Genomic DNA, 18458 nt, shown 5'->3' with positions numbered 1-18458 from the left:
ACAGAAAGGATGAACTCAATGGCAACGAAAGAACAAATCCTGACCAAGATCAAAGACGGAGGACTGGTTGCCGTTGTGAGGGCGGAAAGTACGGAGCAGGCTTTTAAAATAACCGAAGCGTGTATTGCCGGCGGCGTGGCCGCCATTGAAATTACCTTTACCGTACCCTCAGCGGCCGATCTGATCAAAGAATTGGTTCAGAACTACCCATCCGGTGAAATCATCATCGGTGCCGGTACGGTTCTGGATCCTGAGACGGCACGGGCGGCCATCCTCGCCGGCGCTCAATATATTGTCAGTCCCTGTTTAAATACCGAAACAGTAAAACTCTGCAACAGGTACCAGGTTCCGGTTATGCCGGGAGCGATGACGGTCAAGGAAACAGTGGAATGCATGGAAGCCGGAGCGGATGTGGTCAAGATTTTCCCGGGAGAACTGTTTGGCCCGGCTATCATTAAAGCGATCAAAGGTCCTCTGCCCCAGGCATCCCTGATGCCGACCGGGGGGGTAAGCCTGGACAATGTCAGTCAATGGATCAAAGCCGGGGCGGTCGCTGTCGGAGTCGGCGGAAATCTGACCGCCGGGGCTAAGAAAGGCGATTATGAATCCATTACCACGATCGCCAAGCAGTTTATGGAGAAGATCAGGGAAGCCAGAGCGAACTAAGTGTCCCCTGAAAAAGTCCATTGTTTCGCGTTCGAATTTCCCGCTCACCCTGCATCGTCAACAGAGGAATGTGCTTTGTTTGACTGCGGGCAGCCGCCAAAGCGTTAGGGGTAGGGGTTTTCCGTTGATGGCGTCTGCTTGTCCGCAGTCAAAGTCGCACCTTGATTCATCGCTGCGAAGGGATTCGCTTAGAAATATGGAACGCTGGAGGACTTTTTCAGGGTAATCTAACGAATTAACTGTTGAAAAGAGGGGCCAATACCATGTCAGTAATTAATGTGAAACCGAAAGACAGCTGTAAATATGATTGTATATCCCTGGGTGAAGTCATGCTGAGGCTGGACCCGGGTGACGGCCGGATTAAGAATGCCAGGCAGTTTAAAGCATGGGAGGGCGGCGGAGAATACAACGTATCCCGCGGGCTCCGGAAATGCTTTGGCATGAACGTGGCCGTTGTCACTGCTTTTGCGGATAATGAAATCGGCAGGCTGGTGGAAGATTTCATTTTGCAGGGCGGGGTCGATCCCTCTCTGATCAAATGGGTACCTTACGACGGAATCGGGAGAAGCGTGCGCAACGGCCTCAACTTCACGGAGAGAGGGTTTGGCGTGCGCGGCGCATTAGGGGTGTCTGACCGGGGCAACACGGCCGCTTCTCAGCTGAAAAAGGGTGACATTGACTGGGACTATATCTTTCGCGAGCTCGGTTCAAGATGGTTTCACACCGGCGGTATTTTCGCCGCCTTGTCGGACACCACCCCGGAGGTCGTGCTGGAGGCTGTGCAGACGGCGAAAAAATACGGCACGATCGTTTCCTACGATCTCAACTATCGCCCTTCGCTCTGGAGCCATATCGGCGGCCAAGCCAGAGCCCAGGAAGTCAATAAGGAATTGGCCAAATACGTTGATGTCATGATCGGAAATGAGGAGGACTTTACAGCCAGCCTCGGATTTGAAGTGGAGGGCAATGACAAAAACCTGAAAGAGCTGAACCTGGATGGATATAAGAAGATGATTGATCAGGTTGTAAAAACCTATCCCAACTTTAAATTGGTGGCCACCACGCTCCGCACCGTGAAAACGGCTACGGTCAATGACTGGAGCGCCATCTGCTGGGCTGGCGGAGAGATCTACAAGGCCAACGAGTATAACAATCTGGAAATCTTCGACAGGGTAGGCGGCGGAGACAGCTTTGCCTCAGGTCTGATTTACGGGCTTATGACAACCGGCGACCCGTCACAAGCGGTTAATTACGGGGCCGCCCATGGTGCCCTGGCGATGACCACCCCCGGAGATACCTCCATGGCCAGTCGCAAAGAAGTGGAAAATCTGATGAAGGGCGGAAGCGCCAGGGTTCAAAGATAACAACGGAAGGATAAATTAAAATGCTGAACTTAAGCAGAGAAAGCTTAAAGGATGCCAAGGCATGGGCAGAGGTAAATATTGAGCTCCCGGGATTCGAGTATGACCGCATGGCCGCCCGTACCAGGGAGAATCCGACCTGGGTCCATTTCGGTGCCGGTAATATCTTCCGCGGGTTTATTGCCGCCCTGCAGCAAACCCTGCTCAATCTGGGTCAAGCGGATACGGGCATTATTGCGGTCGAGGCATATGATATCGAGATTATTGACCGGATGTATACGCCGTACGACAATCTCAATCTCCTGGTCATCATGAATCCTGACGGTACTCTTAAGAAAAGGGTGGTTGGAAGCATCGCTGAAGCCCTTATCGGAGACAGTGCGCGTACACAAGACTGGAAGAGGCTGACCAGGATCTTTGCCAAGCCCTCCCTGCAAATGGCCAGCTTTACGATCACGGAAAAAGGCTATAGCCTGAAGAAGCTGTCAGGGGAATACCTGGATGATGTCCTGTGTGATATGAGGCAGGGACCGGCTGAGCCCAGGCACCTGATGTCCAAGATTGCTTCCCTGGCCTATACCCGCTATCAAAGCGGCAGACTCCCCATTGCCTTTGTCAGTATGGACAATTGCTCCCATAATGGGGAGAAGCTGCATGATGCCGTTCAGGCCATCGTCGAACAATGGGTGGCGAATGGACTGGTAGAACGGGATTTTTTAGCCTATCTTAATGATCCGGCTCAAGTCACTTTCCCCTGGTCCATGATCGATAAAATCACCCCCAGGCCTTCGGAAACAGTCAAAAATGCCCTGGAGGCCGCAGGTTTTGTCGATACCGGGATTATCTGCACGGGCAAAAATACGTTTATTGCTCCGTTTGTCAATGCTGAGGGGCCGCAATACCTGGTTATCGAAGACAGCTTTCCCAACGGCCGCATGCCGCTGGAGCTGGCAGGGGTAATCTTTAGCGACAGGCAGACCGTGGATAAAGTTGAAAAAATGAAAGTTTGCACCTGTCTTAATCCGCTGCATACGGCCTTGGCGGTATTCGGCTGTCTCTTGGGTTATACCCTGATCGCGGATGAAATGAAAGACCCCCATTTGCACAAGCTGGTGCAGAAGATTGGATATGAAGAAGGGCTGCCTGTTGTCATCAATCCCGGTATCTTAAATCCCGCAGATTTCCTGCGCGAGGTGATTGAACAAAGGCTTCCCAACCCTTATATTCCCGATGCTCCCCAAAGAATAGCCACCGATACTTCGCAAAAGATAGGGATTCGATTCGGGGAGACAATCAAAGCCTATCACAGCAGGAAGGACCTGGACCCGGCCAATCTCACCTATATACCCCTGGTCATTGCGGGATGGTGCAGGTACCTTCTGGGTGTGGATGATCATGGCTTGGAAATGCCTTTAAGTCCAGACCCTATGCTTGAGCCGCTGCGGTCTCACCTTTCCGGAGTAAGTCTCGGCAGCTGGGAAGCAGTTGCAGATGTCTTACAGGGAGCTGAAGTCTTAAAGCTGATTCTGGCGAATGAAAGCATCTTTGGGATCAATCTCTATGAGGCGGGGTTGGGAGCAAAGATTGAAGGCTACTTCACTGAGATGCTGGCGGGTAAAAACGCGGTGCGGGCAACCCTGCAAAAGTATTTAGGCTAAAAAGATAAGCAGACAGTATGAACGGGAAGCTCTCGTATGAGGGTTTCCCGCTTTTTGGCAGCTATTTAACCGCTTTTTCAGCGGTAACCCCCTTCATAATCCGAGTTCCATTCTCGATTAGTTCTTTCAATCTCTCTAATTCGTTTGTCTAGGTTTTTTACTTTTGCAAAGTTCAATCTATTACGTAAATAAAAACGTGTTCCTGGTTTTTTAGGAGAGGTTAGACTTTTTCCACATCGTTATGCACAGCTTAATCCCTCAAATAACGGTTCCCCCCCAAAGTTATCAACATTATCCACAGGTACCTGTGACTAAAGTGAGTGCATAACTTTTAAAATAGCATGTGCTTGGTTTTAGTTTACTAAATTAAAACCAAGCTCGCATCCATGTATACACTACAATCCTGGAAATATTCTGGAAATAGGTATTGAATAAAGTTTCAGACCTATGTATAATTTTATCCGTCTGGACGAGCTTCTGCCAGACAATGAATTTTCCAGCGAATGAAGGGAGAAAAAAGAGAATGTCTAAAAAAGGATTACGTCTTGCTACCGTATTTTTACTTATTTTGAGTTTGGTTGCTTTGGCCGGCTGCGGCAGCAGCGGCGCCAATGCTCCGGCCGGGAACAGCAATAGCGCCGGCTCAGGGGAAAAGGTGCTGAAAGTCGGCTCGGATATCGCTTATGCACCGTTTGAATTCTTCGATGAGAAACATGAAGCGCAAGGGTTTGACATTGACTTGATGAAAGCCATTGGGGAAGACCTGGGGTATAAAGTTGAGTTCAAGACTTCATCTTTTGACGGCCTGCCCATGTCTCTGGCCAATGGGAATTTTGACGCGGTCATTTCAGCGATGACTATTACTCCGGAGAGGGCCAAAAGTATTCTTTTCAGTGATAAGTACTTTCAAACGGTACAATATATTGCGTCCAAGAAAGGATCCAACTTCAAGACCATTGCCGATTTAAAAGGAAAAAGAGTTGGCGTCCAGCTTGACACCACCGGACAATTTGTTGTTGAGGATCAGGGAATTACACCCAAGAAATACGATACAACTCCCGATGCCTTGAATGACTTGCTCAACGGCGGAGTGGATGCTGTGGTTGCGGATGCTCCGGTCGTGATCTATTTTGCCGAGAAGAACAAGAATGCCAACATTGATACGGTTAAAGCGGACGTCGATCCGGAATTTTACGGAATTGCTTTTAAGCTGGGAAATACCGAACTGGCTAATAAAGTCAATGCGACCTTAAAGAAATTTAAGGAAGACGGAACCTATAACAATATATATAAAAAGTGGTTTAATGAGGATGCTCCTAAGTTCTAAGCCGCCGAACCAGTCAGTTGTCTGCAAAACTCAGCCTGTATCAGAACTAGGACGATAGCTTAATGAATGCTTGCATTCCAAGAATAAGATTATTATTTCTAAGGGTACTTCAGAATTTCTCTGGGGTACCCTGCTTGTTTGACGGTGCAATTGATGATAGGGCGTGCCATAGATAGCGCGTGCTGCGGCTTGAATAACCGCGCAATAGCTTGTATAATTTGCAGAAGAAACAGGTATTTTGACCTAGACAGTCAAAATCAGGCGAGGAGGATTTATGCGTGTATATTAACTGGGGTTTGGCCTTTGAAAGCTTCCCCATTCTCCTTCAAGGTGCGGTTGTGACCCTTGAGCTGACAGCCGGGGCAGTGGCTATGGGCCTGGTGATCGGGTTGATTATGTCTCTGGCCAAGCTCTCGAGCTTCAGACTATTGCGCCTTGTGGCTACGGTCTATATCGATTTTTTGCGCGGAACCCCGCTCTTAGTTCAGCTGTTTATTGTATATTTTGCTTTTCCTCCTCTTTTCGGATTTAGTACCCCAAACAAATGGGAATGGATTGCGGCCTTTTTAGCCTTGGGCATGAACTCCGGAGCCTATATCGCCGAAATCTTTCGGGCGGGGATTCAGTCCATTGACCGCGGCCAGACAGAGGCTGCCCGTTCTTTGGGTATGAGCCACGGTCAGGCCATGCGTTATATAATCCTGCCCCAGGCTGTTAAACGGGTTATTCCCCCTCTGGGAAACGAGTTTATTGCCATGCTTAAAGACTCGTCTTTAGTATCAATTATTACTATGGAAGAACTCCTTTACAGAGGTAAAATCATCGTCGGCCGCACCGCCCAGCCGGTTCCGATTTATATTGAGGTGGCTCTTATGTATTTAGTTATGACGCTGGTCATCTCAAGAATACTGGCGGTTGTGGAGAGGAGGCTGGCTAAAAGTGATATACGTTAAGAATCTCCACAAATATTTCGGCAAGCTGGAAGTGCTCAAGGGCATCGACTGCCATATCAGGGAAAAAGAAGTGGTGGTGGTGATCGGGCCCAGCGGTTCGGGCAAGAGCACCTTTTTACGCTGCCTCAACAAGCTGGAAGAGCTGACCGATGGAGAGATTGTGATTGACGGCATTCCTCTCAATTCCGAGACGAATGTCAATGCCATCCGGCGCGAAGTCGGGATGGTTTTTCAGCGCTTTAACCTGTTTCCGCATATGACAGCATTAGAGAATGTTACTCTCGCACCGCAGATTGTGCGCGGTGTAAGCAAGGGTGAAGCAGAACAAATAGGCTTGGAACTCCTGCGCAAAGTAGGGCTATCGGATAAAGCGCATGAGTACCCGGAGCGTCTTTCCGGCGGTCAGCAGCAGCGGGTGGCCATCGCCCGAGCCCTGGCCATGAAGCCCAAGGTAATGCTCTTTGATGAACCGACTTCGGCTCTGGATCCGGAGATGGTGGGAGAGGTGCTCGCGGTCATGAAGGATTTGGCCCGGGAAGGAATGACCATGGTGGTGGTCACGCATGAAATGGGGTTCGCGCGCGAAGTGGGAGACCGCGTGATCTTCATGGATGAAGGGATTATCATGGAAGAAGGGGTTCCGGAGGATGTCTTTGCCAACCCCCGCAATCCCCGTACCCAGTCCTTTCTAAGCAAGATTCTCTCAGTGGGGGTCCCCTCTGAATGAAGCCACGTTCCATGTTTAATTTTTACCAACACTGGTTATCCTTAGAAGGAAGGGCGTAAAGCCCAGAAATCAAGGAGGTTGTTTTTGGTGTTAGGTAAAGTGAAGTGGTTTAGCAAGCAAAAGGGGTACGGGTTTATCGAAAGGGATAATGGCAGGGACGTCTTTGTGCATTATTCTTCGATCCTCGGAGACGGGTTCCGTACATTGGAACAAGGACAAGAGGTCGAGTTCGACGTGATCCAGGGTCCCCGTGGTGAACAGGCTTCCAATGTCACGATGGCTTAAAGTCTGAGAACCAAGCTGACGATGGCCTAAAGCCTGAAAGTTGGATGTGCCTAATAAACTGCTATTAAAAGAATCGCTTTTGGCGGTTCTTTTTTCGGCTAATCGGAAAGTATAAGTTTGAGGGCGCACAAGTGCAACTACGGCTTCCGCCTTCGCAAAGCTCGGCGCAAGCCGAGTTTTCTTTGCTTGTTGAAATGTTCTTTACACCCTTGTGTTTCTTTAGAAGATTTCTGGGAAAAATAGAGACGTCTTATTCCGTGTTTCAGCAGGATTTTTGTTAAGAGAGGGGAATATTATACTACAGACCAGGTAAAAAGGAGGTTGGGTACATGAACATAATCATTCGCGGTAAGCATATTGAGGTGACGGATGCCCTGAAAAGTTACGTAACGAAGCGGGTCGGCAAATTAGAAAAATACACCGACGAATTTCAGGATATTACCGTGACCTTGCTGGTCGAACGGGACCGCCACCGGGTAGAAGTGACGGCACCTATTAATGGGATGATTTTACGCGGGGAAGAAGAAACGGGAGATATGTACTCTTCCATTGACCTTGTCTTAGAAAAGCTGGAACGCCAAATTGATAAATACCGGACCCGGATCCTGAGAAAAATGCGTTCCAAAGTCCTCAAGGATCACGAGCCGAGTGTGGGGCCGGCAGAAGAAGAGCACCAATTGGTGCGCAACAAGAAATTCTCAGCAAAACCCATGGCTGTTGATGAAGCCATCATGCAAATGAACCTCGTCGGACATAATTTTTATGTCTTTACCAATGCCGACACCCACCAAATGAACGTGGTGTACCGGCGTAAAGACGGGGATTATGGTCTCCTGGAACCGGAAGCTTAAGCGGGATAATCGGGGCGTGCTGATGCAGTGCGTCCCGATTACTTTTGCGCTTCCGGACAACTTGCGGCCTATTTCAGGTGATGTTACAATAAAGTGATGCCCAGGACGAAGAAAGGTGGTTCGCATGGGGTTTTTAAGCAATCTGTTGGATGATAATGCGCGTGAAATTAAAAAATATCAAAAGCGCGTCAGACAAATTAATGAACTGGAACCCAGTATTAAAGGGTTAAGCGATGAGGAACTGAGGCAAAAGACGGATGAATTCCGCCGGCGTCATGAGAACGGAGAAAGCTTGGACGCCCTGCTGCCGGAGGCTTTTGCGGTGGTGCGGGAAGCGGCCAAGCGCGTCCTGAACCAGCGCCATTATGATGTTCAGCTCATTGGAGGCATGGTCCTGCACGAGGGCAAAATCGCAGAAATGAAAACCGGGGAAGGGAAAACCTTGGTGGCGACCCTTCCGTCTTATCTCAACGCCTTAAGCGGGCGCGGGGTTCATATCGTAACCGTAAACGATTACCTGGCCCGCCGGGACAGTGAATGGATGGGCCAGATTCACCGTTTCCTCGGCCTTTCCGTCGGTTTGATTGTGCACGGGCTTAATTATGCCGAGCGCCGGGAAAGCTATCACGCGGATATTACGTATGGCACCAACAATGAATTCGGGTTTGATTACCTGCGGGATAACATGGTGACCCGCCCGGAAGGTCTGGTCCAGCGCGAACTGAATTTTGCGATTGTGGACGAAGTAGACTCCATCTTAATTGACGAGGCCCGCACCCCCTTGATCATTTCCGGGGAGGCCGACAAGCCGACGGAGCTCTACTATCGCGTCGCCAAGGTGATTCCCCGCTTAAAGGTGGAAGAGGATTACCATGTCAATGAAAAGGACCGGGTGGTGACATTAACCGAGCATGGTGTAGGCCGGGTGGAAAGCATGCTGGGGGTGGATAACCTCTATGATGATTTGCACACGGAAGTGGCCCACCACGTTAACCAGGCTTTAAAAGCCCACGCCTTGTTTAAGCGGGACCGCGATTATGTGGTCAAGGACGGACAGGTTATCATCGTGGATGAATTTACCGGCCGCCTCATGTTCGGCCGCCGCTACAGTGAGGGACTGCACCAGGCGATTGAGGCCAAGGAAAACGTAAAGATCGAAAAAGAATCGCAAACCCTGGCCACGATCACGTTCCAAAATTATTTCCGCATGTACAATAAGCTGGCTGGAATGACCGGCACCGCCATGACCGAGGCCCCAGAGTTCCGGAAAATCTATAAGCTGGATGTGGTCGAGATTCCGACCAACAAGGACATGATCCGGGATGATATGCCCGATGTCGTGTACCGGACGGAGGAAGGAAAATTCCAGGCGGTGGTGGAGGAAATCGGAGAGCGCCATGCCAAGGGCCAGCCGATCCTGGTGGGCACCGTCTCGATTGAAAAGTCCGAGCGGCTGAGCGCCATGTTGGAGCGGCGGGGGATTCCGCACCAGGTATTGAATGCCAAACACCATGAAAAAGAGGCCTTGATCGTATCGGAAGCCGGACAGCGGGGCATGGTCACGATTGCCACCAATATGGCCGGACGTGGGACGGATATTGTGCTCGGAGAGGGTGTGGCCCAGTTAGGGGGGCTGCACATCATCGGGACAGAGCGCCATGAATCGCGCCGGATTGACAACCAGCTGCGCGGGCGGGCGGGCCGCCAGGGCGACCCCGGTTCATCCCAGTTCTTTTTGTCCCTGGAAGATGACCTGATGCGCTTGTTCGGTTCAGAGAACATCATGGGCTTGATGGATAAGCTTGGAATGGATGACAGCATTCCGATTACTTCCAAAATCATCACCCGCTCTCTGGAAAACGCCCAGCACAGGGTGGAACAGCGCAACTTTGATATCCGCAAGCACGTCCTGGAATATGATGATGTCATGAACCAGCAGCGTGAGGTCATTTATGCCCAGCGCCGGGCTGTGCTCATGGGCGAGAACCTGCGGGACAACATCATGGATATGATTGAGAAGACGGTGGCGGACACCGTCAGCATGTTCAGCGGAGAAAGCCCGTATCCGGAAGAGTGGGATTTGCCCAGCTTTCTTGAGTACTGTGACAATCTCTTGCTCCCCGGGCATAAGCTGACGGCGGAGCATATCGCCAATCTCAACAAAGAAGAAGTCGAGGAGCTTCTGCTAAATGAAGCTGTCGCCTACTATGAGAAGCGGGAAGAGATGTTCGGGGCCGAGCTGATGCGCGAGATTGAACGGGCCGTCATACTCCAGGTGGTGGACAGCAAGTGGATGGATCACCTGGATGCCATGGATATGCTGCGGGAAGGAATCGGGCTTAGGGCATATGGCCAGCGGGATCCTTTAGTCGAGTACCGGCATGAGGGCTTTGACATGTTCCAGAGTATGATCGACAGTATTCAAGAGGACATTGTCCGTTATATGATGCGGGTCACTCCCCAGGTAGCACAGCCGGAACAGCAGCCGGAGGAACCGAAAAATATCAGCACCAACCGGGATGAGGAGCAGCCCTTGCAGCCGGTGCACATCGGGGAGCAAGTCGGGCGCAATGACCCCTGCCCCTGCGGCAGCGGCAAAAAGTACAAGAAGTGCTGCGGCCGCTCAGCCTAGACCAATTAGAGATTGAAAGGGATGAGACATGTGCTTGAGGATTACAAGCGGGAATTCGAGCTTTTATCCAAGCGTTTGGCAGATTTGAGGGTTTCCCTTTGACGTCGCCCAGTGCGAAGAGAAAATTCAGGGGCTGGAGCAGGAATTGAACCGCCCGGATTTTTGGGATGAGCCGGCCAGTGCCCAGAAGACTATGCAGGAACTGTCCTATCAACAGGGAAAAGTGAAAATTTACCGGGATCTGGAGCAGGAGCTGGAGGACCAGGTTACTTTCTGGGAACTGGCTGCAGAAGAAGGGGACGACTCGCTCGAAGGGGAGATTGAGCGGGGGGTTAAAAAGCTGAGGGAGCACTTCGCCAATCTGGAATTGGAGATTCTTCTCAGCGGGCAGTATGACCGCAACAATGCCATCTTAACCCTGCATGCCGGAGCCGGGGGGACGGAAGCCCAAGACTGGGTTCAGATGCTCTACCGGATGTATGTAAGGTGGGGTGAGCGGCGGGGGTATAAAGTCGAGACCTTGGATTTGCTGGCTGGTGAAGAGGCCGGGGTCAAAAGCGTCACCCTGTCCGTGGCCGGAGAGAATGCCTACGGCTATGCCAAGGCCGAAAAAGGAGTGCACCGCTTGGTGCGCATTTCTCCGTTTGACGCTTCCGGGCGCCGCCATACCTCGTTCGCCTCGGTGGACGTGATTCCCGAGGTTGCGGATGACGCCGAAATCAATATTAACCCGGAAGAACTGCGGGTTGACACTTACCGCTCCGGAGGGGCGGGCGGCCAGCATGTGAATAAGACGGACTCGGCCGTGCGCATTACCCACCTTCCCACCGGGATTGTGGTTCAGTGTCAGAGCGAACGCTCCCAGATTCAGAACCGGGCCGTGGCGATGCGTATTCTCCAGGCCAAGCTGCTTGAGCTTAAACGCAAGCAGCAGGAAGAAGAGATGTCCGAGATTCGGGGGGAACAGCAGGAAATTGCCTGGGGCAGCCAAATCCGCTCCTATGTATTCCACCCATACAGCCTGGTCAAAGACCATCGCACGAATGTGGAGACCGGAAATGTCACCGCCGTCATGGACGGGGAAATTGACGAGTTTATCGCGGCCTACCTGCAGCACACCAAGAAAGTGCAGTAAGTTCATTGGAGACAGGAGTCAGTAGTCAGACTCCCATGCCGCTATGCGGCACCACTGATGGATGAAAATAGCCAAGGTGCATTACCCGCTCACCACGCGCCGGAGCTGTTCGCTTGTTGATTCAGCTACAGCGCCAAACCTTAGGGTAATACCTGAAGTGAACCGTGACGCTGCTTAACGCTGAATCAACTGCGCTCTCGACGCTCCTCTGCTCTACGGTTCGCTAAGTAATTGCCCCTCGTCTATTTTCAGGGCAGAAGCCAGGAGTCAGGAGTGTTTTTCTAAGCTATTCTGACTACTGTTCCGTTCGGCCAGAAGAATTTCTCATTGGTTTGGCCGAACGGCGTAAGTCATCCTCAGGCGGTGAGTATCCTTTTGTAGAATCGCCCTCGGCGATGACATCCACTGGATATCATCGTCACCGGAGACTTACGTTCCTGAATTCTGAATACCTCACAATAGTAATGCTAGATTTTATACTAAGGAGGAATATATTTGTCGACCACAGACATTCGGCGCATGGCCAACGCGATGCGTCAGGATATTATCAAGATGCTGCTTCCGGCGAAATCGGGGCATCCGGGAGGAAGCCTGTCCGCTGCGGACATCGTGGCTGCTCTCTATTTTAAGGTAATGCGCATCCAGCCGGAGAATCCGAAGTGGCCGGAGCGCGACCGTTTTATTCTCTCAAAAGGGCATGCGGCCCCGGTGCTCTATGCAGCTTTGGCGGAAAAAGGATATTTTCCTAAAAATGAATTATGGGAACTGCGCCAGACCGGACGCATGCTCCAGGGACATCCGGATATGAAGCATACGCCCGGAGTGGACATGTCCACCGGTTCTTTGGGACAAGGGCTTTCTGCCGCTAATGGCATGGCTTTGGCTGCCAAGCTCGACCAAAAAGACTACCGCGTGTACGTGCTCTTAGGGGACGGGGAGCTGGCAGAAGGGCAAGTATGGGAAGCGGCCATGGCTGCGGCCCACTATAAGCTGGATAACTTGACAGCCATTCTCGATTTCAACGGGCTGCAAATTGACGGCACCACGGACAGCGTAATGTCTTCCGCGCCCCTGCCGGAAAAGTGGCAGGCTTTCGGCTGGCATGTCATTGAAGTGGACGGTCATGATGTAGACGCGATTCTAAAGGCTTTAGCTGAAGCCCAAGCGGTTAAAGGCAAACCCACAATGATCATTGCCCAAACCGTCAAGGGCAAAGGGGTATCTTTTATGGAGAATCAGGTAGGCTGGCACGGCAATGCTCCCAGCGCAGAGCAAGCTGAGCAAGCGCTCAGAGAATTGGAAGAGGAGGCATCTAAACTTGGCTGAGAAACAAGCAACCCGTGACGCTTATGGCAAGGCTCTCGTAGCTTTAGGCGCAGAAAATCCTAAGATTGTGGTCCTCGATGCCGATCTGTCCAAATCCACCAAAACCGCAGACTTTGCCAAGAACTATCCGGAGCGCTTCTTCAACATGGGGATTGCGGAACAGAATATGATCGGAACGGCCGCCGGGCTCGCGGCTGCCGGCAAGATCCCGTTTGCCAGCACGTTTGCGGTCTTTGCCACCGGACGCGCTTTTGAGCAAATTCGCAATTCGGTTGCTTACCCCCAGCTTAACGTAAAAATAGCCGCCACCCACGCCGGGATAACCGTAGGGGAGGACGGCGCAACCCATCAGGCCGTGGAAGATGTGGCCATTATGCGGGCTTTGCCCAATATGACCGTCCTGGTTCCGGCAGATGGAGAAGAAACACGCCAGGCCGTCTACGCTGCAGCTAAACATCAGGGCCCGGTCTATATCCGGATGGGCCGTCTCGACGTGCCGCTGCTCTTTGATAAGGATTATCACTTTGAGATCGGCAAGGCCAACGTCCTGCGCGAGGGCAAAGACGCTGCGATTATCGCCAATGGGATGATGTTAGGAATTGCCCTGGAGGCTGCCGCTGAGCTTTCCGCTTCCGGAATAGAAGTCAGTGTGGTCAATGCCGCCTCGGTCAAGCCCCTGGACCGGGAAACCATCGTACGTATTGCGGCTGAGTGCGGGGCCGTGGTTACGGCTGAAGAGCATAACATCATCGGCGGCCTCGGAAGCGCCGTCGCTGAAGTTCTGGCGGAGCATCAGCCCACTCCGATGGTGCGCATTGGGCTTAAGGATACCTTCGGGGAATCCGGCCGTCCCCTCGAACTTCTTGAGAAGTACGGGCTTTCCAAGGCCGAACTGGTGAAAGCCGTCAAGAACGTGAGGGAGCGAAAGTAAAAAGGGGCAAAGGCATCTTGTCTGACAACTATATATAAGAAAACGGGCTTTAACACTGAGCTAACCCGCCCTAAGTCCCCCGCCTTTATAGGCCGAAAGTATCTTGCAACGAAAGCCTCCAGTGGAGGGTTTCGCCGAAGCCGCTGACCAGTGAAAATAACTTAACGGCTGAGGATTGCTTTCGCCGAGCCGCAAACTTACTAAATTTCTTATGCGGCGAGGATGCGGGTGCCAAAGGGCGGGTAATGTTCAGTATGGACTCGACTAACATTCAGAGGGGGTTGAATCCCCCTCTGAATGAAGTCTCGTTCAACCAGCCCGTTTTATTTTTTTATAACAGGAAATCCAAGACTTGTGTCGAATTTAATAATAGTTATGGGGAAAAAGGGCTTTGACACGGAACGAGGAGGACGGAAATGATTCAGCTGAGTAATGTATCAAAAATTTATCCGAACGGTGCCCGGGCCCTCAGCGATATTAACCTGAAAATAGGCAAAGGAGAATTTGTGTTCCTGGTCGGACCGAGCGGGGCCGGAAAATCCACTTTGATTCGTCTTCTCTACCGGGAAGAAAAACCAACCCGGGGTCAGGTGTTAGTGAATAATAGAAATCTGGTACGGATGCGCGAACATGAAGTTCCTTATTTGCGGAGAGGAATAGGGGTCATCTTCCAAGATTTTAAACTGCTTCCCAACAAAACGGTGGAAGAAAATACCGCCTTTGCCTTAGAAGTTTTGGGAATGTCGACCCGGGAAGTTCAGACCCGTTCCCGGGCTGCCCTGGAGCTCGTCGGCCTGGGGGGCAAGGGCAAGTCGTTTCCCCATCAGCTTTCCGGTGGAGAGCAGCAGCGGGCGTGTGTCGCGCGCGCTATTATCAACAGTCCCGGCTTGCTGGTTGCAGATGAACCGACCGGCAACCTCGATCCCGAGAATGCCTGGGGAATTATGGATTTGCTCTATAACATCAATAAACGCGGAACAACGGTGATCATGGCTACTCATGCCAAGGACATCGTGGACCAAATGCAAAAGCGGGTGGTCGCAATCGAAGGCGGCCGCCTGGTACGGGATGAAGAGAAGGGAGCATACGGCTATGAAGTTTAACTCCCTGCGCTACATCCTCCGTGAAACCTTTCACTCAATCAGGCGCAATCCCTGGTTAAGTGTAGCCTCCGTTCTCACGATTATGGTATCCCTGGTCATCCTGGGCTTTTCGATTTTCTTTATGGTCAATGCGGACAATATGGCCACTACCTTTGAATCCGAGCTGGAAATCGCGGTGTTTACGGATAAATCCGTTACTCCCCAGCAGCTGGGTACACTTAAACTGGACATCGAGAGAATGCCCCAGGTTTCATCGGTCACGATTGTCTCGAAAGAACAGGCTCTGGTTGAGTTCGGCAAAACCATGAAGAGCAGCGGCAATAATTTGCTCGACGACCTTGGCGGGATAAATCCTTTCCCGGACAGGCTGACGGTTAAAGCGGCTGATCCCCAGGTCGTTAAAGACATTGCCATGCGCATTCAGGGGTTTTCAGGGGTGGAAAACGTAGTTTACGGCAAGGATTTCATAGATAAGCTCCTGCCGTTTACGCGTTGGCTGCGCTGGGTCGGTATCGGAGTCATCGTGGCTTTTGCGATTGCTTCCATCGTTCTGATCTCGATCAATATCAAAATGAATATTTTCTCCCGCCGCCGGGAGATTCAGATTATGAAACTGGTCGGTGCGACCAACGGTTTTATTCGCTGGCCTTTCTTCATCGAAGGAATGTTTTTGGGCTTGGTCGGGGGTCTTCTGGCCTCAGCGACCGTTGGGGTAACGTATGACTGGCTGAGCGGGTATGTCCAGAATACCCTGGCCTTCCTTCCGGTAGTGCAAAATCCGATGCTGTTCTGGCAGGTTTTGAGCGGACTCCTGGTTTCCGGGATGGCCATCGGGGCGATCGGCACGGCCATCTCGCTGAGACAGTTCCTTAAGATCTAAACTTTGGGGGAGGGATTCGAGTTGAAAAGAGTGATTCCGGCTATCGTCCTCTCTTTTGCCTTGCTTTTATCCTCCGGACCGGTGCTGCGGGCGGATGAGCTGGATGATGCGATTCGTGAGCAGCAGAAATTGACGGAACAAACTAATCAAGTGCAAGGACGCTTAAACCAGCTCACTTATACGGCGGATAAAATGAAGAAAGAGCAGGACCAGTTAAAAGCTCAGATTTCTGCCGCCACCGTATCTCTGAATCAGAAGCAGAGTGCATATAACCAGGCCCAGGCACAGGTCACTGCTTCGGAAAAGGAGCTGCAGGCGAAGGTTGAACAACTAGACCAGCGCCGTTTGGCTTTAGCCCAGAGAGTGCGCGGCATTTATGAGAATGGGCAAATAAGCTACCTCGGGATTTTATTTGAGTCGTCCAGCATCAGTGATTTTATCACCAGGATTGAGTACTTAAGCAGGCTGGTAGACAATGACCAACAGCTTCTCTCCGATATCCGGACAGAGAAAGACCAGATCACCAAGAAAACAGAAGAATTAAAAGCGGCGCGTGACCAGGCTGCTGCATTGCAAGCCCAGGCGGCAGCCGCCAAGAAAGATTTGGACAGCAAGAACGGTCAGCTCCAGGTTTCACTGGCAGCCAACAAAAAAGCTCAGCAGGAATTGTCTGACCAAATTGAACAGCTGGAGAAAGATTCCAATGCCATCGGGGAGAAAATCCGCCAAATCCAGCGCTCACGCAAAGGCGGAGTGGTCGGTTCAGTCAGCAATTGGCCGCTTCCGGGACGGTATGAAATAAGTTCACCCTTTGGCTACCGCACGCACCCGATCACAGGCCAGCGCAAACTTCACACCGGGGTTGACCTGCCTGCCCCTACCGGGACTGCGATTCAAGCGGCAGGTGACGGAGAAGTGATTTACGCCGGTTGGTATGGAGCTTATGGCAACGCAGTGGTTATCGACCATGGCGAGGGAACTTCAACCCTTTACGGACACCAGTCCCGGATTGCGGTGAGCAACGGGGATACCGTGAAGGCCGGTCAGGTGATCGGCTATGTCGGCTCTACGGGATGGAGCACCGGACCGCATCTTCATTTTGAAGTCAGGGTCGGCGGAAATCCCACAGATCCTTTAAGGTATTTCAATTAGTAAACAAGCATATACTTAGATTAGGCTTGACTTTGTAGAAGGAGTCAGAATTCAGTAGCCAGGAACGTTAGTCTCCGGTGACGATAACATCCGGTGGATGTTATCGCCGAGGGCGATTCAGGAGAAGAAACTTACCGCCCGAGGATGACTAACGCCGTTCGGCCAGCCTAAAAAGCAATTCTTTAGGCCGAACGGAGCAGCAGACGGGTTCTTATGCCGCTGCGTTGCACTATGAATGAAGACAGGCAGGGGTAGGAAGGGGTTAAGGTTTTGGCGGAGCAGAGCGGAAGAAGGGTCTTAAAGTATTTACTGACGATTTTTGTCATATTCTCAGTCATTGTAACCGTAGCAGTGGGTGCGGTTGTCGTTGCCAACTTTAACCACCTGGGCCGGTTTGTGCGGGTTTTCGAGCTGATCCGGGACGAATACTTGGAGCCGACCAGCACGGACCAGCTGGTTGACGGTGCCACCCGGGGGATTGTGAGCGCTCTCAAAGATCCCTACTCGACGTATCTTGATGCCCAGGAAAATGAAAAGTTGTTTGAACAAATTGAAGGGAAATTCGGCGGCGTCGGGATTATACTCAGTGTCAAGGATCCGAAAAAACTGGTGGTCATGCGCCCCCTTAAAAGCACCCCTGCGGCCAAAGCAGGGATTCAACCGGGGGACGTGATCTTAAAAATAGACAACACGGACACCTCCACCATCGAGCAGGATAAAGCGGTCGCACTCATGCGCGGGGAGCCAGGAACGAAAGTTACCCTAGTCTTGTACCGCGAAAGTGAGAACCGGGATGTGACGGTTACGCTCACGCGCGAAAAGATTACGGTGCCTACGGTTGAAGGCAAAGCTTTGCCGGGTCATCCGGATATGGCCTACATTGAAATTTCCCAGTTCGCCATGGAAACGGGCAATGACTTAGCCGAAGCCTTAAAAAGCTTAGACATAAAGAAGTACAAAGGCATTATCCTGGATTTGCGTTATAATCCGGGCGGGGAATTGGAATCGGCGGTCCAGGTAGCAAGTTATTTTATACCGCCGGGTCCGGTCACCTATATTGTGGATAAAAACGGAAATGTCGATACCAAATACGCTGCCGACAACTATTTGAATATGCCGTTAGTCGTTCTGGTGAATGGGGAAAGCGCCTCAGCCGCTGAGATTGTCTCAGGGGCCATCAAAGACAAAGGGACCGGCACTTTAATCGGAGTGAAGACCTTTGGCAAAGGGATTGTACAGACGATTTTTCCGCTGGACAGCGGTACCAGTGTCAAACTGACCACCGCTAAGTACCTGACGCCTAACAAGCTTGACATTCACAAAAAGGGAATCGAACCGGATGTCCAAGTCGAGCTGGGCAAAGACCAAGACCCGACCATCTCCCCGATGAACACCCAGTTTGATCCCCAGTTACGGACAGCCGTGGAGGTACTGGCGAGGAAGATAGGGAAGTAAATATAGAGAGAAAATT

At 51.5% G+C, this 18458-nt stretch carries 16 protein-coding genes; all 16 read left to right on the top strand.

Features of this window, described 5'->3' with window-relative positions; all coding sequences use genetic code 11:
• Positions 1 to 18 precede the first annotated feature (18 nt).
• Positions 19 to 666, top strand: a complete 648-nt coding sequence (locus tag J0X21_RS05345) for a bifunctional 2-keto-4-hydroxyglutarate aldolase/2-keto-3-deoxy-6-phosphogluconate aldolase (protein WP_206811164.1) — start codon at positions 19 to 21, stop codon at positions 664 to 666.
• 263 nt (positions 667 to 929) lie between these two features.
• A complete protein-coding gene (locus J0X21_RS05340) occupies positions 930 to 2030 on the top strand; it encodes a sugar kinase (protein WP_206811163.1) in 1101 nt (366 codons plus the stop codon).
• A gap of 20 nt (positions 2031 to 2050) precedes the next feature.
• Positions 2051 to 3685, top strand: a complete 1635-nt coding sequence (locus tag J0X21_RS05335) for a mannitol dehydrogenase family protein (RefSeq protein WP_328812328.1) — start codon at positions 2051 to 2053, stop codon at positions 3683 to 3685.
• Between the two features lie 523 nt (positions 3686 to 4208).
• Positions 4209 to 5012, top strand: coding sequence for a basic amino acid ABC transporter substrate-binding protein (locus J0X21_RS05330; protein ID WP_206811162.1), 804 nt, complete (start codon positions 4209 to 4211; stop codon positions 5010 to 5012).
• A gap of 278 nt (positions 5013 to 5290) precedes the next feature.
• A complete protein-coding gene (locus J0X21_RS05325; protein ID WP_206811161.1) occupies positions 5291 to 5965 on the top strand; it encodes an amino acid ABC transporter permease in 675 nt (224 codons plus the stop codon).
• The gene (locus tag J0X21_RS05320) at positions 5952 to 6692 is read left to right on the top strand and encodes an amino acid ABC transporter ATP-binding protein (protein WP_206811160.1); all 741 of its coding nucleotides are present in this window, start codon (positions 5952 to 5954) and stop codon (positions 6690 to 6692) included. Before J0X21_RS05325 ends, J0X21_RS05320 begins: the two co-directional genes overlap by 14 nt.
• Positions 6693 to 6779: 87 nt before the next feature.
• Complete coding sequence (locus tag J0X21_RS05315; RefSeq protein WP_328812326.1) at positions 6780 to 6977, top strand: cold shock domain-containing protein; 198 nt, start codon at positions 6780 to 6782, stop codon at positions 6975 to 6977.
• A 329-nt stretch (positions 6978 to 7306) separates the two neighbouring features.
• Complete coding sequence (gene hpf / locus J0X21_RS05310) at positions 7307 to 7828, top strand: ribosome hibernation-promoting factor, HPF/YfiA family (RefSeq protein WP_206811158.1); 522 nt, start codon at positions 7307 to 7309, stop codon at positions 7826 to 7828.
• Between the two features lie 124 nt (positions 7829 to 7952).
• Positions 7953 to 10460, top strand: a complete 2508-nt coding sequence (gene secA / locus J0X21_RS05305) for a preprotein translocase subunit SecA (RefSeq protein ID WP_206811157.1) — start codon at positions 7953 to 7955, stop codon at positions 10458 to 10460.
• A gap of 30 nt (positions 10461 to 10490) precedes the next feature.
• Positions 10491 to 11595, top strand: a protein-coding gene (gene prfB / locus J0X21_RS05300) for a peptide chain release factor 2 (protein WP_206811156.1) whose coding sequence is annotated in 2 segments (ribosomal slippage) — positions 10491 to 10559 and positions 10561 to 11595 — 1104 coding nt in all. Because the reading frame shifts where the segments join, the coding sequence is not laid out codon by codon here.
• A 495-nt stretch (positions 11596 to 12090) separates the two neighbouring features.
• On the top strand, positions 12091 to 12921 hold the full coding sequence (locus J0X21_RS05295) for a transketolase (protein WP_206811155.1): 831 nt from the start codon (positions 12091 to 12093) through the stop codon (positions 12919 to 12921).
• Positions 12914 to 13852: a transketolase family protein gene (locus tag J0X21_RS05290; RefSeq protein WP_236006084.1), complete on the top strand. Its 939-nt coding sequence runs from the start codon at positions 12914 to 12916 to the stop codon at positions 13850 to 13852. Before J0X21_RS05295 ends, J0X21_RS05290 begins: the two co-directional genes overlap by 8 nt.
• Before the next feature lie 416 nt (positions 13853 to 14268).
• Positions 14269 to 14955, top strand: coding sequence for a cell division ATP-binding protein FtsE (gene ftsE, locus J0X21_RS05285; RefSeq protein ID WP_206811153.1), 687 nt, complete (start codon positions 14269 to 14271; stop codon positions 14953 to 14955).
• Positions 14945 to 15835: a permease-like cell division protein FtsX gene (ftsX, locus tag J0X21_RS05280; RefSeq protein WP_206811152.1), complete on the top strand. Its 891-nt coding sequence runs from the start codon at positions 14945 to 14947 to the stop codon at positions 15833 to 15835. The genes ftsE and ftsX overlap by 11 nt, the downstream gene beginning before the upstream one ends.
• Before the next feature lie 21 nt (positions 15836 to 15856).
• Entirely contained in the window at positions 15857 to 16987 is a 1131-nt protein-coding gene (locus J0X21_RS05275; protein ID WP_206811151.1) for a murein hydrolase activator EnvC family protein, read from the top strand.
• A gap of 270 nt (positions 16988 to 17257) precedes the next feature.
• Positions 17258 to 18442: a S41 family peptidase gene (locus J0X21_RS05270; protein ID WP_206811150.1), complete on the top strand. Its 1185-nt coding sequence runs from the start codon at positions 17258 to 17260 to the stop codon at positions 18440 to 18442.
• Positions 18443 to 18458: the final 16 nt, after the last annotated feature.

The sequence above is a fragment of the Paradesulfitobacterium ferrireducens genome, assembly GCF_017310645.1.
Classification (GTDB): Bacteria; Bacillota; Desulfitobacteriia; order Desulfitobacteriales; family Desulfitobacteriaceae; genus Paradesulfitobacterium; species Paradesulfitobacterium ferrireducens.
This window is presented reverse-complemented; position numbering and strand designations above follow the sequence as displayed.